The 23834-nt window shown below is 35.9% G+C and carries 23 protein-coding genes; 15 read left to right on the forward strand and 8 right to left on the reverse strand.

Features of this window, described 5'->3' with window-relative positions; genetic code table 11:
* Nucleotides 1–39: 39 nt before the first annotated feature.
* The 4 genes from R1T42_RS13935 (at nucleotide 40) to R1T42_RS13950 (ending at nucleotide 4171) form a co-directional block, all read left to right on the forward strand.
* Nucleotides 40–2337, forward strand: a complete 2298-nt coding sequence (locus R1T42_RS13935; protein ID WP_317290757.1) for a M1 family metallopeptidase — start codon at nucleotides 40–42, stop codon at nucleotides 2335–2337.
* A gap of 86 nt (nucleotides 2338–2423) precedes the next feature.
* Entirely contained in the window at nucleotides 2424–3269 is an 846-nt protein-coding gene (locus R1T42_RS13940; protein ID WP_317290758.1) for a hypothetical protein, read from the forward strand.
* 54 nt (nucleotides 3270–3323) lie between these two features.
* Complete coding sequence (locus tag R1T42_RS13945) at nucleotides 3324–3599, forward strand: Sec-independent protein translocase subunit TatA/TatB (RefSeq protein WP_036582374.1); 276 nt, start codon at nucleotides 3324–3326, stop codon at nucleotides 3597–3599.
* Nucleotides 3599–4171: a phosphatase PAP2 family protein gene (locus tag R1T42_RS13950; protein WP_317290759.1), complete on the forward strand. Its 573-nt coding sequence runs from the start codon at nucleotides 3599–3601 to the stop codon at nucleotides 4169–4171. The genes R1T42_RS13945 and R1T42_RS13950 overlap by 1 nt, the downstream gene beginning before the upstream one ends.
* On the opposite strand, the gene R1T42_RS13955 is transcribed toward R1T42_RS13950, so the two are convergent.
* The 5 genes from R1T42_RS13955 to R1T42_RS13975 form a co-directional block, all read right to left on the reverse strand.
* Nucleotides 4154–4807, reverse strand: a complete 654-nt coding sequence (locus R1T42_RS13955) for an O-methyltransferase (protein WP_317290760.1) — start codon at nucleotides 4805–4807, stop codon at nucleotides 4154–4156. The genes R1T42_RS13950 and R1T42_RS13955 overlap by 18 nt on opposite strands.
* 69 nt (nucleotides 4808–4876) lie before the next feature.
* Nucleotides 4877–5959, reverse strand: a complete 1083-nt coding sequence (locus R1T42_RS13960) for an amidohydrolase family protein (protein ID WP_036582367.1) — start codon at nucleotides 5957–5959, stop codon at nucleotides 4877–4879.
* Between the two features lie 4 nt (nucleotides 5960–5963).
* Complete coding sequence (locus tag R1T42_RS13965) at nucleotides 5964–6377, reverse strand: hypothetical protein (RefSeq protein ID WP_036582364.1); 414 nt, start codon at nucleotides 6375–6377, stop codon at nucleotides 5964–5966.
* Nucleotides 6378–6458: 81 nt separating this feature from the next.
* On the reverse strand, nucleotides 6459–7244 hold the full coding sequence (locus R1T42_RS13970) for an SDR family oxidoreductase (RefSeq protein ID WP_036582362.1): 786 nt from the start codon (nucleotides 7242–7244) through the stop codon (nucleotides 6459–6461).
* Nucleotides 7245–7316: 72 nt separating this feature from the next.
* Nucleotides 7317–8573, reverse strand: coding sequence for an ABC transporter permease (locus tag R1T42_RS13975; protein WP_036582359.1), 1257 nt, complete (start codon nucleotides 8571–8573; stop codon nucleotides 7317–7319).
* A gap of 203 nt (nucleotides 8574–8776) precedes the next feature.
* Between R1T42_RS13975 and purH the strand changes: the two genes are divergently transcribed.
* From purH to R1T42_RS14010, 7 genes are read left to right on the forward strand one after another with little or no spacing between them, the layout of a single operon-like run.
* On the forward strand, nucleotides 8777–10324 hold the full coding sequence (gene purH / locus R1T42_RS13980) for a bifunctional phosphoribosylaminoimidazolecarboxamide formyltransferase/IMP cyclohydrolase (RefSeq protein WP_317290761.1): 1548 nt from the start codon (nucleotides 8777–8779) through the stop codon (nucleotides 10322–10324).
* A gap of 58 nt (nucleotides 10325–10382) precedes the next feature.
* Complete coding sequence (locus tag R1T42_RS13985) at nucleotides 10383–11411, forward strand: rod shape-determining protein (RefSeq protein WP_036582354.1); 1029 nt, start codon at nucleotides 10383–10385, stop codon at nucleotides 11409–11411.
* 10 nt (nucleotides 11412–11421) lie between these two features.
* Complete coding sequence (gene mreC / locus R1T42_RS13990) at nucleotides 11422–12255, forward strand: rod shape-determining protein MreC (protein ID WP_042245829.1); 834 nt, start codon at nucleotides 11422–11424, stop codon at nucleotides 12253–12255.
* Nucleotides 12248–12757 carry a hypothetical protein gene (locus tag R1T42_RS13995; protein WP_042269646.1) on the forward strand — a complete coding sequence of 170 codons (510 nt, stop codon included), beginning with the start codon at nucleotides 12248–12250 and terminating at the stop codon, nucleotides 12755–12757. The genes mreC and R1T42_RS13995 overlap by 8 nt, the downstream gene beginning before the upstream one ends.
* Nucleotides 12754–14664: a penicillin-binding protein 2 gene (gene mrdA, locus R1T42_RS14000; RefSeq protein ID WP_317290762.1), complete on the forward strand. Its 1911-nt coding sequence runs from the start codon at nucleotides 12754–12756 to the stop codon at nucleotides 14662–14664. The genes R1T42_RS13995 and mrdA overlap by 4 nt, the downstream gene beginning before the upstream one ends.
* A gap of 1 nt (nucleotide 14665) precedes the next feature.
* A complete protein-coding gene (rodA, locus tag R1T42_RS14005; RefSeq protein ID WP_036582344.1) occupies nucleotides 14666–15943 on the forward strand; it encodes a rod shape-determining protein RodA in 1278 nt (425 codons plus the stop codon).
* Between the two features lie 9 nt (nucleotides 15944–15952).
* Complete coding sequence (locus R1T42_RS14010; protein WP_317290763.1) at nucleotides 15953–16774, forward strand: hypothetical protein; 822 nt, start codon at nucleotides 15953–15955, stop codon at nucleotides 16772–16774.
* A gap of 7 nt (nucleotides 16775–16781) precedes the next feature.
* On the opposite strand, the gene R1T42_RS14015 is transcribed toward R1T42_RS14010, so the two are convergent.
* Genes R1T42_RS14015 through R1T42_RS14025 form a run of 3 tightly spaced genes read right to left on the reverse strand, consistent with a single transcriptional unit; the run spans nucleotide 16782 to nucleotide 20852 of the window.
* On the reverse strand, nucleotides 16782–17609 hold the full coding sequence (locus R1T42_RS14015; protein WP_317290764.1) for a DNA/RNA non-specific endonuclease: 828 nt from the start codon (nucleotides 17607–17609) through the stop codon (nucleotides 16782–16784).
* Between the two features lies 1 nt (nucleotide 17610).
* Nucleotides 17611–18714 (reverse strand): ABC transporter permease, encoded by a 1104-nt coding sequence (locus R1T42_RS14020; RefSeq protein WP_317290765.1) that lies wholly within the window; start codon nucleotides 18712–18714, stop codon nucleotides 17611–17613.
* Nucleotides 18714–20852, reverse strand: coding sequence for a carboxy terminal-processing peptidase (locus R1T42_RS14025; RefSeq protein WP_317290766.1), 2139 nt, complete (start codon nucleotides 20850–20852; stop codon nucleotides 18714–18716). Before R1T42_RS14025 ends, R1T42_RS14020 begins: the two co-directional genes overlap by 1 nt.
* 122 nt (nucleotides 20853–20974) lie before the next feature.
* Between R1T42_RS14025 and surE the strand changes: the two genes are divergently transcribed.
* From surE to R1T42_RS14045, 4 genes are read left to right on the forward strand one after another with little or no spacing between them, the layout of a single operon-like run.
* Complete coding sequence (gene surE, locus R1T42_RS14030; protein WP_317290767.1) at nucleotides 20975–21757, forward strand: 5'/3'-nucleotidase SurE; 783 nt, start codon at nucleotides 20975–20977, stop codon at nucleotides 21755–21757.
* Entirely contained in the window at nucleotides 21747–22046 is a 300-nt protein-coding gene (locus R1T42_RS14035; RefSeq protein WP_051788698.1) for a hypothetical protein, read from the forward strand. The genes surE and R1T42_RS14035 overlap by 11 nt, the downstream gene beginning before the upstream one ends.
* A 3-nt stretch (nucleotides 22047–22049) precedes the next feature.
* The gene (gene lpxB, locus R1T42_RS14040) at nucleotides 22050–23162 is read left to right on the forward strand and encodes a lipid-A-disaccharide synthase (RefSeq protein WP_042295998.1); all 1113 of its coding nucleotides are present in this window, start codon (nucleotides 22050–22052) and stop codon (nucleotides 23160–23162) included.
* Nucleotide 23163: 1 nt separating this feature from the next.
* Nucleotides 23164–23811, forward strand: a complete 648-nt coding sequence (locus tag R1T42_RS14045) for a C40 family peptidase (RefSeq protein WP_317290768.1) — start codon at nucleotides 23164–23166, stop codon at nucleotides 23809–23811.
* The last annotated feature ends 23 nt before the right edge of the window (nucleotides 23812–23834 follow it).

A 23834-nucleotide genomic window follows, 5' to 3' on the forward strand; every position in this document is an offset into this window, starting at 1 on the left:
TATTCTTATTTTAGCAACTCTATAAACTAAATCAAAAAAATGAAAGCTATTAAACTATTGTTTATCAGTATGTTGATGGTTTCTTTTTCAGGTTTTGCTCAAGAAGCAGAACAAGCAGAAGAGCCTAAGGCAGAAGAACATTACAACATTAACAAATTCCGCCAGCTATATCAGGAGTTTTCTACTCCTAATCAATATCGTAGTGCTAGTGGTGCTCCAGGTCCTAAATATTACCAGCAACGTGCTGATTATGAAATGGATATTAGATTAGATGATGAGAATCACCACATCTATGGTTATGAAACCATTACTTATACTAACAATTCTCCAGATGTTTTAGATTATCTATGGGTACAGTTAGATCAAAATATGCGTGCTAAAGATTCTAAAACACCTTTAATTGAAGGTGGTGGAGTAGCTCCATTTGCACAGCCTGCAGGTTTTGTAGGTGAGTATCTTTCAGAGCCTTTTGATGGTGGATTTAATATTAAAAAGGTTTTGGACTCAAAGGGTAATCCTTTAAAGTACATGATCAATCAGACCATGATGAGAGTTGAAATGCCTAAAGCACTTGCTCCAGGTAAGAAATTTGAATTTGATATCGAATGGGATTATAATGTTAATAATCATGTTGAAGGTCGTGGTCGTAGTGGTTATGAAGAATTTCCTGATGGACACAGAGCTTATGTGATTGCACAATTCTATCCACGTATGTGTGTTTATAATGATGTTGAAGGATGGCAAAACAGCCAGTTCTGGGGACGTGATGAATTTGCATTACCATTCGGTTCTTTTGAAGTTAATATCACAGTACCAGAAGATCACTGGTTAGATGGAACAGGTAAATTGACTAACCGTAAAGATGTTTACAGTAGTGAAGAGTTGAGAAGATATGAAATGGCTCAACGTACTTATGATGAGCCTGTAGTGATACGCACGCAACAAGAGGCTGAAAAGCTAGCGATGATGCCAGGTGCAACTAAGATGAAAACTTGGAAGTTAAAAGCAGATTATGTTCGTGACTTTGGGTGGACTTCTTCTCGCCGCTATATTGCAGATGCTATGGCTGTAAAAGTAGGAGATAAAGATGTGATGGCTGTATCTATATATGCACCAGAAGGTAATCCTTTATGGGAGCAATGGTCTACTAAGGCTGTAGCTCAAACATTAAAGTCTTATTCTAGAATGACATTCGACTATCCTTATCACAAGGCGATATCAGTTCACGCAAAAAATCAAGGAATGGAATATCCTATGATTTGTTGGAACTATGGACGTCCAGATGCAGAAGGAAACTACAGTGATCGTGTTAAGTTTGGTATGATATCAGTTATTATACATGAAGTAGGTCATAACTATTTCCCTATGATTGTGAATAGTGATGAACGCCAGTGGACATGGATGGATGAAGGATTGAATACATTTGTTCAATATGTTGCAGAGCAGGATATGGGAGAAAATTATCCAGCGTCTATTGAAGGATTGGATGCATATCCATCTCGTCGTGGACCTGCAGCAGCAATTGTTCCTTACATGGCAGGAGATCAAAGGTATATTGCTCCTATAATGAGTAAAGGTTTGAATACTTATCAGTTTGGTTCTAATGCTTATGGTAAGCCAGGTACCGCTTTAAATATTTTACGTGAAACGGTAATGGGACGTGAGTTATTTGATTACTCTTTCCGTACTTATTCTCAACGATGGATGTTTAAGCACCCAACACCAGAGGATTTCTTCCGTACTATGGAAGATGCAAGTGCAATGGACCTAGACTGGTTCTGGAGAGGTTGGTTCTATACCACTCAATTCAATGATATGGGAATTAAGTCTGTAGATAAATTTTATGTATCTGCGGATATGAATCAAGAGATGAAAGACTACCTTGAAGAAAGAAATATTCCTAAAGATCGAGTTCCACAACTTGTTTACATGGTTAAAGAAGGTAGTGAAGACTATAAAGAAGAAATGAAAGGAAAAGCTCCTAGTGAAGTTGTAAGCGATTTAAAAGATTATCTGATGGACAACTTTACTGCAGAGCAACGTGCTGCAATGAAAGAGCCTAAGTATTTCTATCAAATCACGGTTGAAAAGCCAGGTGGATTAGTAATGCCTATTATCATTGAGTACACTTATGCTGACGGTACTACTGAAACAGCTACTCATCCAGCAGAAATCTGGAGATTGAATGATAAAGAAGTAAGTCTATCTAAAGCGACTCAAAAAGAGATTGTAGGAATCGTTATCGATCCTAAGTTAGAGACTGCAGATATTGATACCTCTAATAACTCATGGCCACAAGAACCAAAAGTGGATAAGTTTGAAGAGATGAAACAATAAGAAGTATTTAATTAATATTTTTAAAAACCAGATTCACAATGAATCTGGTTTTTTTGTGTTATAAGGTTAAGCATTATATTCGTCATATGAAGTACAGCATTATTTTTATACTCAGTTTTTTCATATTTAGTTGTGATGATCCATCATTAGAGGATCCAAATTCTGGTATAGATGAGGTAATAGAGCCTAAACAAGACTTAAGGCAGCTATCTTCAATACAGGTAGCTATCAATACACCAACTAACATTACTCGTGACATAAATTTTATATATAATGGGCTAGATTTACTTTCTAGTATAATGGAGACAGGTAACCTTAATCAATCTACAACTGCCAATTATAGTAACGGTAATAAATTAGAAAACTTAATTATCGAGGAAGCTGTAGTGCCTGCGGTTAATGTTAATGTAGCTTACGGAAACGATGACAGTGTGCAAGCCATATCAACTGTTGAGTTAAGCTATATAGACATGGCAGGTGTTACGCATCATAAAACTTTGTATATAGATCCGCAAAATAGATTTAATAGGGTAGTGACTACAGAAACTGATCTGTCTGGCGTTACATCACAAGTTGAGGAGTTGAGACTTGAATATTCTCAAAATTTTAATGTTTTACGTATTGAAGAAATTGCAAATGATGGCTTTACTATAACGGGATATTCTGATTTCACTTATAACTTTAATAATAATCCGTTTACAGATATGAATGATATCATCAGGCTTTATATGTTTGATGAGTTTGTTCCTTATAGTCGTTATTTGCCAGCAACTCGTTTAGATTACGATCTTTCTACTGGCACTGCTATATTAGAGCGCAGTATTGATTATCAATATGTACTAGATTCTGAAGGTTATCCAGTTTCTAGAGAGCTATCCGTGACAGAAGGGTTAATGTTTACTTTTTACTTTGAATTCTTTAATTATCGATGATAAATTATAACATTCTTAAATAACTATGAATGGTGCAAATAGTATATTTGCAATATGATAAGTCTACCTCTTTTTATCAGTACACCAGAGCTTATGATAGTAGGCCTAGTGGTTATTTTGGTCTTTGGGTCAGATAAACTTCCAGAGATCGCTCGTGGAATTGCTCGCGCAATGAATACGGTGCGTAATGCCACAGATGATATTAAGAACGAAATTTCTAAAACGGCAGATGAGCACGGCTTTACAGAAGACGTAAAACAAATCACCTCTAAAATAGAAGAAGTAAAGGACCAAATCGAAGAAACTGGCTCTATTAAAAGAAGGTTTTAATGTGGGAATGGCTTGTTGAATTAGATCAGCAAATTTTTAGATACATTAATGGTTCTTATTTTAATCGATTTGATGCCTTCTGGCTATTTGTGACAAGCTTAGAAACTTGGTTGCCGCTATATATTACCTTTTTTATTTTACTTATTGTAAAATTACCTAAGCGGTTAAACTACATCGCTTCACTAACTGTTATTGTAGCAACCCTTACTGCGATAGGCTTAACAGACCTAGTTAAAAATGCTGTTGCACGGTTAAGACCTAATAATGAGCCTATTTTACTGGATAGTATTAATATTTTACAGCGACCAGAGAATTTTAGCTTCTGGTCTGGACATACTGCAGTAAGCATGACGGTAAGTTTACTTATGTATTTGATATTGTCAAAATATAAGAAGTCCAAGATGTGGTTGTTGTTTTTTATATGGCCTTTACTATTTGCCACATCGCGCATTTTTGTAGGTGTTCACTATCCATTAGATGTGCTTGTAGGGGCTCTTGTTGGATTGTTTTTGGGAGCTGTCTTTTATAAGTTGTTGATGACTTTATTTAATCGATTACAACACACGACTTAAAGTTAATCCATCTCTGATAGAAAAAAGTACGGTCTGCAGACGAGGATCTTCCTTTAGTAGTTGATTAAACTCTAGTAAAATAGGAGTAGAATTATCTTTAGGATTAACCGTTTCTACAACCTTTCCATGCCATAGCACGTTGTCAGATAATATTAAAGCGCCAGGATTAACTTTCTCCATAATGGCGTGAAAATAATTGATGTAATTAGGCTTATCAGCATCTATAAAAACCATATCAAACTTACCTTCTAACGATGGGATAATGTCTAATGCTGGACCTACTTTCTGTGTAATAGTGATGCTGTGATTTGCGCTTTCGCAGAAGCGTGTAAAATATCCTCCTGCCAGATCTTCAAGCTCTTCATTAATATCTATTGTTATGAGCTCACTGCCAGCAGGCATACCTTCAGCAATACAAAGTGCTGAGTAGCCTGTAAAAGTTCCTAATTCTAGGACACGCATTGGTGCTTTTAAATGGGAAATCATACTCAGTACACGTCCTTGATAAGCTCCAGATAACATAATGGCCTGTAAGACCTTTTGATGTGTCTCGCGAGTAAGATCTTTTAAAATTTGTGGCTCATCTTGGGTATGCGCTACAATGTAATCGTCTAGGTCGGTTGGTAGGAAAAACATGTTTATTCTCTAACTTGAATTGTATTATTGGAAATGGTTAGTAAGTATCTACAAATGTTTAATATCAATCTATCCAGTAATCCTATTGTAAAACTCTTTTTTGGCGGTGTCGTTATCTCCAAATAACCATCGCACCACATGTTCATCCCACATGCCATCATAATCTTCTTGACTTATGATTTTACGATCCATAGCAAGGTCTAAAATTTTACCAGGATAACTAGATTGTTTTTCGCTATCCATTTCTCCTAATGGGTAAGGATCATCTAGTCCCATAAGAACTTGTTTTGCTCCTTGATTTTCTACCAGTAGTTTCAGTGAACCAGTGTCGTGTACTAACGTGTCAAAAAAGATATTAGGATGACCTACTGATTTACGTGGATGTGTTTTACCTTCAAACAAATCAGGTCTACCGTCAAAACCTTGAATTCTACGACCGAGGTTCATTTGCGCAAGCTGTCCACCATGGGCAAAGCATATGCGCATACCTGGATATTTAAAAGCATACCCATTCAAAGTTAGAAAGTGGTAAGCATCTGCACACTGAGCGAGCATCCATATCAAATGAAAACGCCAAGAGGTATTTTGTAATTTGATAAATTTCTCACCATCATAAGGGTGAATTTCTACAGCTAGATTTAGTTCGCTAGCTAATTCAAAAATGGGTTCGTTTTCCTCATCAAAAATACATCGCCAGGTACCTATTGTATCCATGTAGTGTGTTGGTAAACAAAGCAGTTTCATGCCTAGCACTTTTACACAACGTTCTATTTCCCATAAAGCACCTCTTACAAAACCTGGGTGAACCACAAAACCACTCGTGAATTTAGAAGGATGATCATGTTGCACCTTTGCATTAAAATCATTTTGAAAACGCAAGGCCTGTTTCATTTCTTCTAGGCGCAAACCGTTTCCATATAGCTGGCTTAGATTCAAGATAACAGCATGATCTATTTTGTACTTATCCATCCATTCTAGTTTTTCATCTAGAAAAAAGCTGGAATCCGTAACAGGACGTGACCAATCCTTTTGTAACATGTTCTTGCGTTCAGGATCTACCCAAAAAATTCCTTTTTCACGCATGAAATCCGGAATCTGCTCTGGATATGGAAGTAAATGCGAGTGACCGTTAATGCGTAGTTTTTTTGACATGTTGCTAATTTAATACTATTCTTAATACCTTGAAATATGAATCTACAATAGGTTCATAAGAAGAAAAGAGTTCGTCATCAATAGTGTCTAAGTTTAACTTTTTTTCTATTTCTATTAGAATCTCTGTTTGCTCTGCTCCGTGGTTGCTGATCAGTAGATCGTTATAAATATGGTCTTCGGGAAACAAGGCTTCTTTTGCTACGGCAGAATAATCTTGAATACTTGTTTTAACGGCATCTATTTGCTGCTGATGAAATCCTTGGGCTAGATAATGATTGTTAAATTCATCCCAGTCGTAATTCATAAGTTGACGTTCTTCAACGTACCCATTAATGAGTTTCTTACGTCTTTTAAATTCTCTATTTCTTCTGTAACTAAAAAGAAGAAGTAGAACTGCAACTAGGATAAAGTAAATCATCGTTTAAAATCTGCTTTGTATTTTACGCCTTGCCTTATTGGGCTATAAAAAATAGTGCTGAAAAATTGTAAAATCTCTTTATTAAAGACTTTTAGTTCTTCCTCCATCCACAGGTAAATTAATACCATTGATATAAGAAGCTTTTTCACTTGCTAGAAATGTGATGGCATTTGCCACCTCATCAGCTTCTGCAAATCTTCTTACTGGCACATAACTTTTCATTATGGCTGCAGCTTCATCTTCACTATGATTAGCACGTTGTGCTTTACCTTTGATAATAGCGTCTAGACGTTCCGTCGCTGTAAAACCTGGTAGTACATTGTTAACAGTAATACCATGAGGTCCTAGTTCGTTGGATAAAGTCTTAGCCCAATTTGCTACCGCGCCGCGTATAACATTAGAAACTCCTAGAAAGTCGATAGGTGCTTTCACGCTAGTGGAAATAATATTGATAATACGTCCATATCCAGCTTCTTTCATGCTAGGGAAACAAGCTTTAGCCAGAATTTGGTTGCATTTTATATGTTGTGTAAATCCTGATTCTAGCGCACTCACCTCTGCATCGATAAGCCATCCAGCGGCAGGTCCACCAGTGTTATTGATAAGGATGTGTATAGGGTTCGCTTTCGCGAAAGCGTTTATTACATCACTTAACTCATCTGGTTTTGAAAAATCAGCTACTAGGTAATCGTGGTTTTGACCGTGTGATTGATCTAGTGTTTTTAAAACATCCTTAAGCTTATCTTCATTACGAGCTAAAAGTATTACTCGTGCACCAGCACTTGCAAATTGTTGCGCTGTCGCTTTTCCTATTCCGGCGCTGCTACCGCAAACTAATGCCGTTTTATTGTGTAAATTAATCTCCATGCCGCTAAGATAATGATTTGGGCATACTGGACTCAAAAACGAGGTGCTTAATTGTTCTAGAAATAATGTGATTTACATTCCTGTACGTATCGCCTCTACTGGATCTAAGCGAGACGCAGTTATTGCGGGAATAATTCCTGCAATAAGACCTATAATAGCACTCACGCTAGTACCTAGAATGATGTTTTTAGTAGATAGGATAAAGTTAAAGTCTTCAACCATTGAGTTTGCGACTACAGTACCTAGCCACACAAATAGAAGACCAAATAAACCACCAAATAATGCTAAAATCACAGCTTCAAATAAGAATTGAAATAATATGAAGCTATTTTTTGCGCCTAGTGATTTTTGAATACCAATCAAGTTAGTACGTTCTTTTACACTTACAAACATGATGTTTGCAATCCCAAATCCACCAACTAACATAGAGAATCCAGAAATGATTAGACCTATAATAGTGAGTGTTCCTGTAACCTGATCAAGAAAGTCTGCAAAACCTTTTAATGGATTGATAAAAAAGGTACTGATTTCATCATTTTTCAAACCTCGATAATTACGTAGTTTTTGCTCTAGTGTTGCAATAAACTCATCTTGATCCACACCTTTTTTAGGTTTTAATATCAGTGCAGTCGTCTTAGACTTATTGTTGTCACCATAAATTTTTCTAACAAAATTTACAGGGATAAACGCACTTTCGTCCTTAGGAGCACCTAAGTCTAGACCAGATCCTTGCTTACTGATCACGCCTATAATTGTAAATTTATTACCATACAGGCGTACTCTTTTGCCTAATGGATTAGTGTTTTTAAATAAATTTTGTGCCACCTCATAGCCTATAACAGCAACTGGTGCGCCGCTCACACTCTCGCTCTCACTGAAAAATCTACCTTGGTCTAGCTTTAGGTTTTCTAGATCATAAAACTCATTAGTGCCTGGTACGATGCTAACTCCGGTAGCTATTTTATCTTCATACTTAATGCTTTCTGGTGCAGAGAACATGGTAAAAGTCATGGCGTCTATGTCTTCCATACTGCGTTTAAGCATTTGAAACTCGTCATAAGAAACGTTAGGAAAGTTTTCATATTGATAGCGCTCGAGTTCAGTAGGTCCAAAAGAAACTTTTAAAACATAAATAGTAGAAATGTCTAGAGAACTTAATCCGTCGTTGATTTCTTGTTCTAAAGAATCTACAGCAGCAAGTACACCGATAATAGAGAAAATCCCAATGGTAACACCTAGTAATGAAAGAAAAGTGCGCAACAAGTTAGTGCGCAATGCACTCCATGCAAAAGAGAAACTTTCTTTTAAAAGACTTAAATAAATGAGCATTACTGCAGCCGGATTTTAGAATGGTTAAATCTACGTTATCTCATTGGACTATGATGTTGTAGAAATGTTACATAATTATACTTCTAAATGTGAAACTTGTTAAGTAATGGTGCAAAAGAAATGGCGCTTTGTTTTCCAATAAATAAATTAAAACCATAACAATCCATTACTTTTGCAACTTACTTTTTTAAGCATTTCACAACATGAGCAACATCACCGCAAAATCTGCATTAATTTCTGTTTTTCATAAAGACGGATTAGAACCTATTGTTAAGAAAATGAGCGAATTAGGAATCGCTATTTATTCAACAGGTGGTACTGAAAAATTTATCAACGACTTAGGGATACCTGTGATTCCAGTAGAGAATGTGACGTCATATCCATCCATTTTAGGTGGTCGAGTTAAGACATTACATCCTAAGGTGTTTGGAGGTATTTTAAATCGTCGTGATCATGAAGGTGATGTGGCTCAACTTGCAGAGTATGATATACCGCAAATTGATATTGTTATAGTCGATTTGTATCCCTTTGAAAAGACGGTAGCTAGTGGAGCACCAGAACAAGATATTATTGAAAAAATTGACATAGGTGGTATCTCACTTATACGCGCAGCTGCAAAAAACTTTAAAGACACACTTTGTGTATCTACCATGGATGATTATGGCAAGTTGTTAAACGTGCTAGAAGAAGGAAATGGAACAACAACTGTAGATCAGCGCAAAGAATTTGCCGCAACAGCCTTTGATATTTCTTCTCATTATGACAGTGCGATATATAATTATTTTGCTGGTGATTCTGTGAATAAGTCTCTTAAAATGAGTCAACAAGATGTCATGCCATTGCGTTACGGAGAAAATCCTCATCAACGTGGCTGGTTCTATGGTGATTTTGAAAGTATGTTTACTAAATTACATGGTAAGGCGCTTTCTTATAACAATTTACTAGATGTAGATGCCGCTGTTAATTTAATGAGTGAGTTTGTAGATGATGCTCCAACATTTGCAGTGTTTAAACATAATAATGCTTGTGGAGTTGCTCAAAGAGATTCAATTCACCAGGCATATGTAGACGCTCTTGCTGGTGATCCAGTATCTGCATTTGGAGGGATTTTAATATCTAATGTGGAGATTGATGTAGACACAGCGACAGAAATCCATAAACTTTTTTGCGAGGTGGTAATCGCACCTTCATTCGATCCTGCAGCACTTGAGATTTTAAAAGGTAAGAAGAATAGAATCATGCTGGAGCTTGTTGGAGATGCGCTTTCGCGAAAGCGTAATACTAACGCTCTAGAAGTAAGAGCTAGCTTAAATGGTTATCTAGTCCAAGATGCTAATCTAAAAACAGATACTAAGGAAGATTTAAAAACGGCAACTGAATTAGCTCCAACGGAAGCACAAATAGAAGATTTATTATTTGCTTCAAAGCTTTGTAAACATACTAAGTCTAATACCATAGTACTGGCAAAGAATAAACAATTGTGTGCTAGTGGAACCGGTCAGACGTCACGAGTTGATGCGTTAAATCAGGCAATTCATAAAGCGCAGTCTTTTAAATTTGATTTACAAGGTGCTGTGATGGCAAGTGATGCATTTTTCCCTTTTCCAGATTGTGTAGAAATTGCAGATAATGCAGGTGTTAAAGCCGTGATACAACCAGGTGGATCTATAAAAGATGAATTATCGATAGATTATTGCAATAAAAATGATATTGCGATGGTTTTCACCGGTACAAGACACTTTAAACACTAAGAATTGTGTTAGCTTTGTAAAGCTCAAGTAATTAAACCCTTTTTCCTCCTTAACACTTATGGGATTTTTTGATTTTCTAACAGAAGATATTGCTATCGATTTAGGTACGGCAAATACTCTTATAGTCCACAACGGTAAAGTCGTTGTAGACAGTCCATCTATTGTTGCACGCGATCGCACTACTGGAAAAATTATTGCAGTAGGTAAAGAAGCGGCAATGATGCAAGGAAAAACGCATGAGAACATCAAAACTATAAGACCATTGAAGGATGGCGTTATTGCAGATTTTGACGCAAGTGAGAAGATGATCTCGATGTTCATTAAAGAAATACCTGCGTTAAAAAAGAAGCTTTTTACTCCATCATTGCGCATGGTGATTTGTATTCCATCAGGTATTACAGAAGTGGAAATGCGTGCGGTAAAAGATAGTGCAGAGCGTGTTAATGGAAAAGAAGTTTATCTAATACACGAGCCTATGGCTGCGGCCATAGGTATAGGTGTTGATATCATGCAACCTAAAGGTAACATGATCGTTGATATAGGTGGTGGAACAACTGAGATTGCAGTAATCGCTTTAGGAGGAATTGTATGTGATAAGTCTGTAAAGATTGCAGGTGATGTATTTACTAATGACATTGTTTACTACATGCGTACACAACATAACTTATATGTTGGAGAACGTACTGCTGAGAAAATTAAAATACAAATAGGTGCCGCAACTGAAGATCTAGAGGTGCCGCCAGAAGAGATGAGCGTTCAAGGACGTGATTTACTTACTGGGAAGCCTAAAGAGGTTAAAATTGGATACAGAGAAATAGCCAAAGCTCTGGATAAATCAATTTTACGAGTAGAAGATGCTGTTATGGAGACGTTATCACAAACTCCACCTGAACTTGCTGCAGATATATATAATACAGGAATATATCTAGCAGGTGGTGGATCGATGTTGCGTGGTCTTGATAAGCGTCTTTCTCAAAAAACAGATTTACCTGTTTATATTGCAGAAGATCCACTACGAGCTGTAGTGCGTGGTACTGGTTTGACTCTTAAAAATATCGAGCGTTACAAAAGTGTATTAGCTAAATAAAAGTTACTAGATGCAGCAAATTATCAATTTTCTGATCAAGTACAGAAACTTGCTGCTCTACCTGAGCTTATTATTGATTGCACTTGTTTTTACGGTTCAATCGCATAGCTATCATCGCAATTCATTTGTACATTCTACAGGTAATATAACGGGTTCTTTTTTAAGTTCTCGTAGTGGAATTTATGATTACCTAAATCTAAAAGAAGAGAATGATAAACTGCGTAAAGAAAATGCGATGCTACGCATGAAAGCTTTAGTTACAGCAGATACCTTACTAGGTGATGAGACCACATTTTTATTTTCTGAAGATGTCCCTTATCGAGTATTTCCTTCTCGCGTGATTAAAAATGATTATTCAAAACGAGATAATTTTATCACGTTAGATATAGGAATTGATCAAGGTATAGAACCAGATATGGGTGTGGTTACTACTAATGGTATTTTGGGGATTATTGATATTTCAAGCAATCGTTTTTCAAGGGTAATCTCGATTTTAAACTCTGAAATTTCTCTAAACGCGCAAATTAAAGGTAGTAATGTCATAGGATCGTTGACATGGGATGGGAATGATCCTTATATGATGTCCTTAGTAGATGTCCCTAGACTTGCTAAAGTAACTAAAGGAGACACTATAGTTACAGGAAGACAAAGTACTACATTCCCTCCAGATATTCTTATAGGTACTATTAGAGATGCTCAACTGGTAGAAAATGGTAGTCGCTATAAAATAGATGTTGCTCTGTTTAATGATATGACAGATATAGGGACTGCATATGTGATTAAAAGTCGCGATGTGAAACCATTACAAATTATTGACACACTAACTATTAATGTCAATGAATAGCACATTGTTAAATAACGTCGTACGATTTATAGCCTTACTATTATTACAAGTATTTGTAATGGATGAAGTAAATTTTATGGGCTATATCAGTCCATTAGTTTATTTGTTATTTATTGTGTTGTATCCTGTTGATAATAACAGATGGTCTTTTTTAATTCTATCTTTTTTACTAGGCTTAATTGTTGATACTTTTCAAGACACCGGTGGTGCTCACGCCGCCGCTTCATTAACACTTGCATTCGTGAGACCAGTACTGCTTAAACTGGTTTATGGAGAAGGATATCTTACCAAGAACCTTAAAATCTTAAAATCACCATTAGATCGATTTTCTTTATTACTTGTACTAGGTGTTTTAATACATCATTTAATATTGTATTTGCTCATATATTTTAACATCAGTCAGGTACTTCAGGTGTTGCAAATGACGTTGTTTATAGGCTTGTCTTCTGTCTTTATGGGAGTCGTTTTGTTTGTTTTATTTGGATGGCGCAATAAATCATGAAAAGATTATTATTCTTTTTCTTAGTTACCATAGTGGGACTTACTTTGATAGGTAGGGTTTTCTATCTTCAAATAATTAAGGGTGATTCATATAAGCTTAAATCAGAATTAAATGCTGTTAAAAGTATTTATGACATCCCAGAACGAGGCTTTATTTACGATCGTGATGGAGATTTAATGGTTGCAAACCAAGTCGCTTACGATATCATGATGATTCCTAAGGAACTTAAAAAATTTGATACCCTACAATTATGCACGTTATTGCAAATGGATAAGACTAGATTAAAGTCTAAAATTCAGGATGCAAAAGATTGGTCATGGCAAAAAGGAAGCGTAATCGTTCCTCAACTCACACAAGAAGAGTTTGCGCCCTTGCAAGAGAAATTACGTAAGTTCCCTGGGTTTTATGCTCAGAAAAGATCCTTGCGTAAATATATGGTAGATCATAGCGCTAGTGTATTGGGCTATATACGTGAGGTAAGTCCTGAGAAAATTAAAAAAGATCCTCGATATCAATCTGGAGATTTATCTGGTAAAGCAGGAATTGAACTCCAATATGAGCAAGAATTAAGAGGTAAAAAAGGAGTGAAACACTTTATAAGAGATCACTATGGGCGACCTAAAGAATCTTATGAAAATGGTAGATATGATACCATACCTAATTCTGGATTAGACCTTACGGTAACATTAGATAATGACTTGCAGGCATATGCGGAATTATTGATGAAAAATAAACGAGGTGGAATAGTTGCGATTGAACCACAGACTGGTGAAATTCTAACTCTAGTTACTGCACCATATTATGATCCTGCACTGTTGATGGGACGTGATCGTTCTAAAAACTCTGTTCTGATTTTTAATGATACTATAAAAAAACCTGGCGTTAATAGAGCTCTTCAGGCAGAGTATGCACCAGGCTCACCTTTTAAAGTTATTAATGCGTTAGTAGGTCTACAAGAAGGTGTAATAACAACAACGGAGAAGTTGAGGTGTAATCATGGATATGATTATGGCGGTAGAAAACCATTAGGATGCCATAGTCATCAATCACCTCTTGCTTTAAATACCGGTATTGCCGAATCATGTAATGCTTATTTTGCACAGGTTTACCGACGTATTATAGAAAAAGGAAGCACTCCTGAAGAAGGAATGGATAATTGGAATAGGCATGTTACTAGTTTTGGTCTAGGGGATTATTTAGGTTACGATCTTCCGGTAGGTCGAGCAGGATTAATACCAGATGGCAAATACTATTCTAGCCGATATAAATATAAATGGTATGCACCTACTACGATTTCAAATGCGATAGGGCAAGGTGAGGTAATCACAACACCTATACAACTGGCTAATATGACGGCTGCGATAGCAAATCGTGGATATTTTTATAGACCACATATTATTAAAGCTATTGATGGCGAACCTATTGATAATCCAGATTATACAGTAAAAAATTACACCACCGTTGAAGCTCGACATTTTGAACCAGTAGTGGAAGGAATGACAGCCGTTTATAAAACTGGAACAGCAAAGTATGCACAAATCCCAGGAATAGAAATTTGTGGTAAGACTGGTACCGTAGAAAACTTTGTTAAGATTGATGGTAAACGCACACAACTTACAGATCATTCCGTATTTATAGCTTTTGCACCAAAGGATAATCCTCAAATAGCGATTGCAGTATTTGTTGAAAATGGTTATTGGGGTTCTCGATATGCTGCAAAGATTGCTAGTTTACTCATTGAAAAACATATCAAAGGTGAGATTACTCGTAAAGATTTAGAAGAATATTTACTTACGCATAGCTTAGAGTATGAGTATGAAAAGCAATATAGTGGCGAGCCCTTTGAAATAAACCCTAAAGTGGATAAAGGCCTTATTGCACCACAACCTAATGCTTTAAATCCGTAAAATGGGAATAGGAGATAAGCCTAAGTTTGATATCTATATCATTTTAATCTATCTAGCCTTACTATTGATAGGTTGGTTGACCATATACTCTGCTGCTCAAGTTTCTCAATACCATGGTATTCTAGATATGGATCAACTGTATGGCAAGCAAATCTTATGGATTGGATTAGCGTTTCTAATTATCAGCTTCATACTGGCAATGGATGTGAAGTTTTTTGAACGTTTTGGAAGTATTATTTATATTATTTCACTCTTATCATTATTAGGCTTGTTCGTTTTTGGTAAAGAGTTAAATGGAGCAAAGTCTTGGTACTCTTTAGGTAGTATGACCTTACAGCCAAGTGAATTTGCAAAGGCGGCAACAGCTCTAGCCGTCGCAAAATTTTTAAGTGGTATTAATATATCACTTAAAAATACTAAAGACTTACTACTAGTAGGTCTTATCATAGCATTACCAGCTTTGTTTATTATACCACAGCCAGATCCAGGAAGTGCACTAGTCTATGGCGCATTTTTCTTTGCTCTTCATAGAGAAGGTTTATCCTTGTGGTATCTCAGTCTGGTATTAGTAGCAATAGGTTTGTTCTTGGGGACTTTAGTTTTAGGAACATGGTGGATTGCATTGATTATTTTAATCGCGATGACTGTTATTTACTTGCTTTCGCAAAAGCGTAGACATAAAAAGCGATTGCCTAAACCTAGAATCATTCTGTTTTTAATCATATCTGGTGTATGCGTTTTGTATTCTCTTTCCACAAATTATATATTTAATAACTTGTTAGAAGACAGACACAGAAATCGTATCGATATCGTATTAGGTAGGGTAGAGGATAATCAAGGTGTAGGTTATAATATTAATCAAAGTGTTATTGCTGTGGGAAGTGGCGGTTTTGCTGGTAAAGGACTTTTAGAAGGTACACAGACGCAAGGTGGATTTGTGCCGGAGCAAGAAACTGACTTTATCTTTAGCGCCATAGGTGAAGAATGGGGATTTATAGGTGCGTCGTTAGTCATTATCTTATTCATGTCCTTATGCTATCGATTGATTATTATGGCCGAAAGACAGAAGAATCAATTTGCCCGTATATATGGTTATAGTGTGGCAGGAATTTTCTTTATACATTTTTTCGTAAATATAGGTATGGTATTGGGCTTACTACCTACCGTTGGAATACCTTTGCCATTTATGAGTTATGGTGGTAGTGGTTTATGGGGTTTTACCATATTATTATTCATTTTTGTGAAATTAGATGGTCATAGAATGAGCTATGAACATTAATGAGTTCACATGAAGATTTTAAAAGTCTTATTGCACGTGTTTATAGTCATTGTATTGACACTAATTACTCAAGTAGGTGGATTGATATGGATTTTAGTTTTTGGCTATTTTAAATATTGTAAATCAAATTTGATTTTATGGAAAAGACTTAGTGTTTTCTGTGTCGTTTACATCTTTTCTATTTTTACTATAGTACCTATAGCGGCAAGTATCGATAATCGTAAAATGTTGCCAGTGTTTCATGAAACCATACGACCACATAACATGGGGTACGTTCTATTATGTCGCAATTATGTGCGCTATGATTTGTACACAGTTCTAGAAGATGTTTCTGATAATTATAGAGATTCAAAATATAACGGATTGCAATTGGTGTACCTAGATGCAGGCTTTCCTTTCATAAATGGTTTTCCATTATTACCACATCTAAGTCATAATGATGGGCGCAAAGTGGATGTGGCTTTTGTATATAAGGATGGAACTAGAGGTTCTCATTACAATTTAAATCCTTCGTTAATTGGATACGGAGTTTATGAAGAGCCTCGAGATAATGAGTTCAATCAAACACAGGCTTGTGAAGATGCTGGTTACTGGCAGTACGGTTATGCTAAAGCGCTAGGATTCAATGTAGATAAAGATGTGTCGTTAAATGAACAGCTTACCAAACAACTAATTGAGCAAATACAGTCGCATCCTAAGGTGCAAAAGGTATTTATCGAGCCTCATTTAATCAAACGCTTAAATATTAAAAATATAAATACTAAATTAAGGTTTCATGGCTGTCATGCGGTAAGGCACGATGATCATATTCATTTTCAAGTAATACCTTAATTGAGGATTACCATCCTTTACTACTATTTGAGGCTTCTAGTTGGTTCTCTACATGGTCGGGTATTTGAGAGAAGAAATCTATACCAGTTTGTTTTTCTATTTCGTCTACTGACGTAACATAATCGTAGATAGGTTTACTACTAGCTTTATGAGGCATTAAAAAGGCTAGTATTTTTTCATTACCATTTTTATCTTGTCTATAAATTATTTTATAAAATGCAGATGGTACCGTCACATTTTCTGTGCCTATTTCATCCATGTTACCTTTAAAAATAGGTCCGGTCACTACATATAGCTCATCGTATCGTTTTGCATAGTATCGTGTTTTTTGTTCTAGTCGATTCCATATACCAGCATTGAACTCGTGTTCTTGTGGACTTATATTTGATGTTAGGAAGGTTTCTTCATATACCTTTTTGCTACCTGTTCTATCACCTGCTGGTACTAAATGACCTCTATCATATCCACTTTTTTTATAATTGCGCCAGTGCGCAGCACCAGTTTTTACTGAGTTATCAATTTCAAAATAAGGTCTTTTAAAGTTATTATTAGTAATGTCGCTTTCTCTTAGTACATGAGCTGTCCATTCGGCTTGCTCATGTTTTTCACTATAAGAGAGGCTGTAGGTACTGTGGTGTATGACCTGATTGTTTGAACTAGGCAAAAAGTCTTTACGTGATAAAGGTTTGAATCCATCAGCATCTTGATCATTTATAGTCTGCTGATTTTCTTGTTCAAGTATATGCTGAGAAGCTTCTTCATTACGGTGCGTTTCATAAAAATAAAAACATACAGCGATAACTATAAGTATGATTGCGTAGATCGATTTTTTCATATTAAGTAGTTTTTACATCTAGCGCATCTCTTAAGGCATTTCCTAAGAGCATGAATGCCATTACTAGTGTCATGATTGCTATTCCAGGTACAAGCGCAAGATAAGCTTTATCTAAAATGATGTATTGATAATGATCTTTTATCATACTACCCCAACTAGGCATAGGTGGTTGTGCTCCTATTCCTAAGAAGCTTAAACCACTTTCTATAAGAATTGCTGCTGCAAAGTTAGCTGCACTGATTACAATAATAGGTGCCATGATATTAGGTAAGATATGTTTTGTAATAATTCGATAACTGTTGAATCCTAATGCTCTTGCTGCGGTAACATACTGGAATTCTTTAGCGACAATTATTTGTCCTCGGACTACACGGGCTACTTCTACCCACATGGTGAGTCCTACAGCTATAAAAACTGTAAAGAAGCCTTTTTCTAAAGCGATGCTTATAGCAATAACCATTAATAAAGTAGGTATGGACCAGGTAACATTAATCAACCACATAATGATGGTGTCTATGAAGCCGCCAAAATATCCAGCTATTGCGCCCAGTGTAATACCTATGATTAATGATATAAAAACGGCGATAAAACCTATCGAGATGCTAATTCTTGCACCTATCATCATGCGGCTTAATAAATCACGACCATATTTATCAGTACCTAATAGAAATGTTTTATGCGAGGTGTAGCTTTCGCGAAAGCGTGATAATTCCATCCCATCTGCTACAGCAAAGTTTGCATCTACAAAATCTAGTTGGGAACCATTAACATCATAAGGTCTATAATAACTCCGACCATTTTCAATTTTTAGTTCGGAATAAGGTATTTCTTCTTGATTTGATTTGCGGCCATTCCACCAGTCCCAAATACTAGAAGGAAGACTAGCCACAGGAAGCTCTAACATGTTTACTTCAAAACCGGGTGGTTGTGAGTGAATAGATAGGTGCATCTGGTTGGCAAATGCTGTGTTGTCTGGTGCAATGACATAAGCAAATAAAGCGATTACTATATAAAAAGCAATCACGCTTAAACTCAAAACGCCCCAAAAATTCCTCTTGAATTTTTGGAGCGCTAAAGTCGTTAATGATGCCGATTTATGTGACATTAATTTTTAATGGTAGATACTCTTGCATTTTGAATATTAGAAACTTTCAAATCTTTGAGTACGTTAATTGCTTCTGCAAGATACACATCTTGAGAAAGACTCTTGTGCCAGCGTTCACGCTTTTCTGCAAGTAAGCTATCTTTTGCAATTAATTCTTTTTCATAATTTACATATTCAAAAGATAAATCGTTTTTATAGTCCTCTAGTTTTTCAAACTTTTCTGTTTCTTTTTCTAAACGATGAAGTCTTTCTTTGTAAGCTGTATAGTTTAATGGTATTATATTTTCTTCTCGTTGATCACTCATCCATTTTGCATTTTCATCGATAAGTTGAAACGTTTCATTAGAATTAATTCTAGCTTGGGATTTTGCAATGGTGCTATTAAAATCTATATACTTATTAAATTTAGTATACGATGCAGCTGGAATTTCATCATAAGGTAATGGGAATTCCTCATCACGTTCACCTATGTCAATATAGCTATAACGATCTGGAGTTATGATATCACTTTTTACACCTTCTAATTGGGTGCTTTTTCCATTGATTCTATAGAATTTTTGAGTAGTCAATTTAATGGCTCCTAGGTCACCTAGATCGCTATTGCGCACCCATCTATTCAAATCTTCAAAATTTTGAACAGTTCCTTTTCCAAATGTTTGCTTAGACCCAATGATAACAGCACGTTCATAATCCTGTAATGCGGCTGCTAGAATTTCTGAGGCACTTGCCGATAATTCATTAACCATAATTACTAATGGACCATCCCATATAATACTTGGGTCATCATCACTATATGTTTGAGTACGTTCATTTTTAAGTGCCACCTGCACAACAGGTCCTTTTTCTATAAAAAGTCCTGCCATTTCTATTACTTCTCTTAATGATCCACCACCATTATTACGCAAGTCTAACACAAGACCGTCCATGCCCTGCATTTTAAGACGCTCGATTTCTTTTTTAATATCATCTCCAGACGCACGACCATTTCTATTTTCCATGTCAAAATAAAACTTAGGTAGATTGATCAATCCATAGTTAATACTGCCTTCAGGATCTTTTACAATTACTGACTTTGCAAATGTTTCTTCTATTTCTACTACATCACGTGTTAGAGTTACATCTTCTATTGTACCGTCAACACGTTTAAGAGTTAAAATCACTTTAGTTCCTTTAGGACCTTTAATAAGATCCACTGCATCACTAATACGCATTCCGACAATACTTGTTGCCACAGTATCTTTTTCTTGTGCTACTTTTAAAATTACATCACCTACTTCTACATCTTGACTTCTCCATGCTGGTCCACCAGATATAATTTCTAAAACCTTGATGTAATCCATTTTCTTTTGTAATCGAGCGCCTATACCTTCTAACTTACCACTCATTGCTGTGTCAAAACGATCTTTATTTTGTGGAGCAAAGTAACTCGTGTGAGGATCAAAGTAAGCCATTACGCTATTTAAGTATAGGGAGAAATAATCTAATCTTTCAATGTCTTTACTGAAGTCAAAGTTTTCTTCCATAGAACGCTTTACTTCATCACGTACTTCTTTTTCAATGGCAATTGCAGTTTTTCTTTCATTTACAGGCTTGTCTTCCTGCTCTTCCATTTTGTCATAATAACTACCCAAAGCACTCAATTTTAACAATTTGCGCCAGTGGTTTTTAAGTTCTTTTGAGTCTTTTGCATAAGGGATGTTTTCATAATCCGTATCCATAACCTCATCTTTATTAAAGTCAAAAGGTTCTTTGATAACCTGAGAAAATAGCTTCTCAGCTTCTTTGCGTCTTTGCTCTAATCTCTCATAAGTAAGTGTAAATAACTGCACTCTACTATCTCTGATTTCATCATCTAATAAAAACTCATAGTTTGCAAACTCTTGATAATCAGATTCTATAAAATATCTTTTTGCTGGATCTAAATCATTGATATAATTTTTAAAAACCTTTTGAGAAAATTCATCTGTTAGATCAGCAGGTGAGTAGTGATTGCGTTGTAATACATGTGATATAAGGTTTACTAAAAGCTCTTCCTTATCTTTATCTCCTGGATCGATATCTTTAGTAAAACTACAACTGGCAGTAGCTGCGAGCAAAACTAATATGGCAATTGCCACGTTATTTTTTATAAAATTCATAAGTCCTTTCATTTGTCTATTCTAGTGATGTAAAAATCGTGCCACTTTACATTGCACAATGTATAACAAGAGATTGATATGCTATCGCTAATTTACTTAATTTTAACCTCGATAAAAATTTTATGGATAACATTAAAAAACCACTTATTCTCGTTACTAATGATGATGGTATCACAGCTCCAGGAATAAGAATGCTAATTGAAATAGCTAGAGAATTAGGTGAGGTTGTTGTAGTAGCACCGGACAGTCCTCAAAGCGCAATGGGTCATGCAATAACGATTAATAATACTTTACATGTAAAAGAATTTAAAGAGCATAGTCATGATCATAAGGAATACACAACGAGTGGTACGCCTGTTGATTGTGTAAAAATGGCTAGCCACGAGATTTTAGATAGAAAACCAGATTTGTGCCTTAGTGGTATTAACCATGGAAGCAACAGTGCTATTAATGTTATATATAGCGGTACTATGAGTGCAGCGGTAGAAGCAGGTATTGAAGGTATACCAGCAATCGGTTTCTCACTATGTGACTATGACCATGATGCAGATTTTGATGCTGCAAGACCATTTATTAAAACAATTATCGAAAATGTTATTCATAATGGAATGGCAAGAGGAGTGGTTTTTAATGTAAATATTCCTAAAGCAAAAAGAGAAGAAATAAAAGGAATAAAAATTTGTCGTCAGGCAAATGCTTATTGGGTAGAAGAATTTGATAAGCGCACGAATCCATATGGTAGGGATTATTACTGGCTTACCGGTAAATTTGTTAATGACGATAAAGGAGAAGATACAGATGAATGGGCACTAGCTCATAATTATATTTCTATCGTACCTACACAATATGATCTGACGGCACATCATTATATAAGCGAACTTAATACTTGGGATTTTGGTAATTAAAATTATAAAAGGTTTTCTATTAGGTCTTTTAGCAAATTTTATAGGTACATATCTATATGTATACTTCTTTGCTCCTTACAGTTTTGAAACAATGATGGAAAGCGCGGTAGAAAAGGGCTTTATGGGCGGACTTATAGGTCTGGGAGCAGTATTAAATCTGTTGCTGTTTTTCTTTTTCTTGACTACAAAAATTTATAAATTTAAAAAAGTAGCTCAGCCTTATGAAGCACGTGGTGTTTTAATGGCCACAATACTGGCAGCTCTAGCAGTTATGTACTTTGAATTCTAGAATATGAAATACTATATCATTGTAGGTGAGGCTAGTGGCGATTTGCACGGTTCTAATCTTATGAAATCTTTACGTCAGCAAGATCCAGATGCACAATTTAGGTTTTGGGGTGGTGATCTTATGGAAGCAGTAGGTGGCGAGCAGGTCATGCATTATAAAGAACGTGCAATAATGGGTTTTACTGAGGTGATTAGAAAACTGGGTACAGCTCTCAAAAACATCAAATATTGTAAAGAAGATATAGTGCGATACCAGCCGGATGCGCTCATATTTATGGATTACTCTGGATTCAATCTACGTATTGCAAAGTGGGCAAAACCTCAAGGCTTTAATACACACTACTATATAAGTCCACAAGTATGGGCTTCTAGAGAAAGCCGTGTAAAAACCATTAAGGCAAATATCAATCACATGTATGTGATACTTCCTTTTGTAAAAGATTTTTACGAGCAAAAACATAATTATCCAGTCGATTTTGTAGGGCATCCTATCATAGATGCGATTGATCAGCATCATCAAGTTAATCATGTTGAGTTTCTAAAAGAGTATCAGTTAGACGATAGACCATTAATAGCATTATTGCCAGGTAGTCGCAAGCAAGAAATTAGTAAAATGCTAGGTGTTATGTTACAAATGGTAGATCAGTATCCTGACTATCAATTTCTAATTGCAGGATCTCCTGGTCAGGAAGCAAGTTTTTATAAGCCATTTTTAAAAAAGAATGTTACCCTAGTGATGAATCGTACTTACGATATTTTAAGCCTTTGTCATGCTGCACTAGTGACCTCTGGTACGGCAACATTAGAAACAGCATTGTTTAAAGTACCTCAGGTAGTTTGTTATAAAGGCAGTTCTATCTCATATCGTATAGCAAAATTAATTATCAAACTAGATTATATCTCGCTAGTTAATTTAATTATGGATAAAATGGTCGTTACAGAGTTGATACAGAAAGATTTTAACGCTACAAACCTTAAGAAGGAGCTTGATATGATACTTAATCCCACACAGCGCAATCGCGTTTTTGCTGACTATTATGAGCTCGAAAAGCGTCTAGGCGGCATAGGTGCTAGTGATAAAGTAGCTTCTTTAATTATTAAAAACTCACAGAAGTAGTATGATGATGTTGTTCTCGCTTTCGCGAAAGCGTATTTATAAAGTCAACTTAACAAAAATATTTGTTGTTAGTTTAACCAGCATGATGCTCTTAGGGACTTCATCTTGTAAGAGCTCTAAGCCTAGAATAGTTACCACAAAAAAAGAAGCAGCAAAACGTTATCCAGATAGAGTATACACTTCTTCTCGAGAGGTGAAGGCAGAGTCTGTAGAGAAACCCGTATCTAGCACAGCGCCTTCTCGAGTAGATGATAAAAATACAGCGCCAATACTGAAAGACGCCATTGAAACTGCGCTAAGTTATAAAGGTACAAAGTACAAATACGGTGGTAGTTCACGCAGTGGTATGGACTGTAGTGGTCTTATACATGTAAGTTTTAAAGAAGCTGGTAAATCGGTGCCTCGTACAAGTGCTAGTTTATATAATGCTGCTAGTACTATTGATTTTAAACAAGTGGAGAAAGGTGATTTATTATTCTTTGCTACAGGAAAGAACAAAACTAGAGTGAACCATGTAGGACTAGTAGTAAAAACGACACCTGCCGAAATTAGTTTTGTTCATTCTACCACCTCACGTGGTGTAATCGTTTCTACCATGAATGAAGGTTACTGGCTCAATGCTTATTTGAGCGCTGGTAGGTTAGAGTAGGGCATTTCTTTATTTTCTGAAAT

The sequence above is a fragment of the Nonlabens ulvanivorans genome, assembly GCF_032922765.1.
Classification (GTDB): Bacteria; Bacteroidota; Bacteroidia; order Flavobacteriales; family Flavobacteriaceae; genus Nonlabens; species Nonlabens ulvanivorans.

Bases quoted from the DNA above. Each gene is read 5' to 3' on its own strand.
- purH (WP_317290761.1), top strand. From the start codon at position 8,777: ATGAGCAACATCACCGCAAAATCTGCATTAATTTCTGTTTTTCATAAA.
- R1T42_RS14025 (WP_317290766.1), bottom strand. From the start codon at position 20,852: ATGAATTTTATAAAAAATAACGTGGCAATTGCCATATTAGTTTTGCTC.
- R1T42_RS13935 (WP_317290757.1), top strand. From the start codon at position 40: ATGAAAGCTATTAAACTATTGTTTATCAGTATGTTGATGGTTTCTTTT.
- R1T42_RS14020 (WP_317290765.1), bottom strand. From the start codon at position 18,714: ATGTCACATAAATCGGCATCATTAACGACTTTAGCGCTCCAAAAATTC.
- R1T42_RS13940 (WP_317290758.1), top strand. From the start codon at position 2,424: ATGAAGTACAGCATTATTTTTATACTCAGTTTTTTCATATTTAGTTGT.
- mrdA (WP_317290762.1), top strand. From the start codon at position 12,754: ATGAAAAGATTATTATTCTTTTTCTTAGTTACCATAGTGGGACTTACT.
- R1T42_RS13970 (WP_036582362.1), bottom strand. From the start codon at position 7,244: ATGGAGATTAATTTACACAATAAAACGGCATTAGTTTGCGGTAGCAGC.
- rodA (WP_036582344.1), top strand. From the start codon at position 14,666: ATGGGAATAGGAGATAAGCCTAAGTTTGATATCTATATCATTTTAATC.
- R1T42_RS13945 (WP_036582374.1), top strand. From the start codon at position 3,324: ATGATAAGTCTACCTCTTTTTATCAGTACACCAGAGCTTATGATAGTA.
- R1T42_RS13975 (WP_036582359.1), bottom strand. From the start codon at position 8,573: ATGCTCATTTATTTAAGTCTTTTAAAAGAAAGTTTCTCTTTTGCATGG.
- R1T42_RS14015 (WP_317290764.1), bottom strand. From the start codon at position 17,609: ATGAAAAAATCGATCTACGCAATCATACTTATAGTTATCGCTGTATGT.
- R1T42_RS13950 (WP_317290759.1), top strand. From the start codon at position 3,599: ATGTGGGAATGGCTTGTTGAATTAGATCAGCAAATTTTTAGATACATT.
- mreC (WP_042245829.1), top strand. From the start codon at position 11,422: ATGCAGCAAATTATCAATTTTCTGATCAAGTACAGAAACTTGCTGCTC.
- R1T42_RS13955 (WP_317290760.1), bottom strand. From the start codon at position 4,807: ATGTTTTTCCTACCAACCGACCTAGACGATTACATTGTAGCGCATACC.
- R1T42_RS14045 (WP_317290768.1), top strand. From the start codon at position 23,164: ATGATGATGTTGTTCTCGCTTTCGCGAAAGCGTATTTATAAAGTCAAC.
- surE (WP_317290767.1), top strand. From the start codon at position 20,975: ATGGATAACATTAAAAAACCACTTATTCTCGTTACTAATGATGATGGT.
- R1T42_RS13960 (WP_036582367.1), bottom strand. From the start codon at position 5,959: ATGTCAAAAAAACTACGCATTAACGGTCACTCGCATTTACTTCCATAT.
- R1T42_RS13995 (WP_042269646.1), top strand. From the start codon at position 12,248: ATGAATAGCACATTGTTAAATAACGTCGTACGATTTATAGCCTTACTA.
- R1T42_RS14010 (WP_317290763.1), top strand. From the start codon at position 15,953: ATGAAGATTTTAAAAGTCTTATTGCACGTGTTTATAGTCATTGTATTG.
- R1T42_RS13985 (WP_036582354.1), top strand. From the start codon at position 10,383: ATGGGATTTTTTGATTTTCTAACAGAAGATATTGCTATCGATTTAGGT.
- R1T42_RS13965 (WP_036582364.1), bottom strand. From the start codon at position 6,377: ATGATTTACTTTATCCTAGTTGCAGTTCTACTTCTTCTTTTTAGTTAC.
- lpxB (WP_042295998.1), top strand. From the start codon at position 22,050: ATGAAATACTATATCATTGTAGGTGAGGCTAGTGGCGATTTGCACGGT.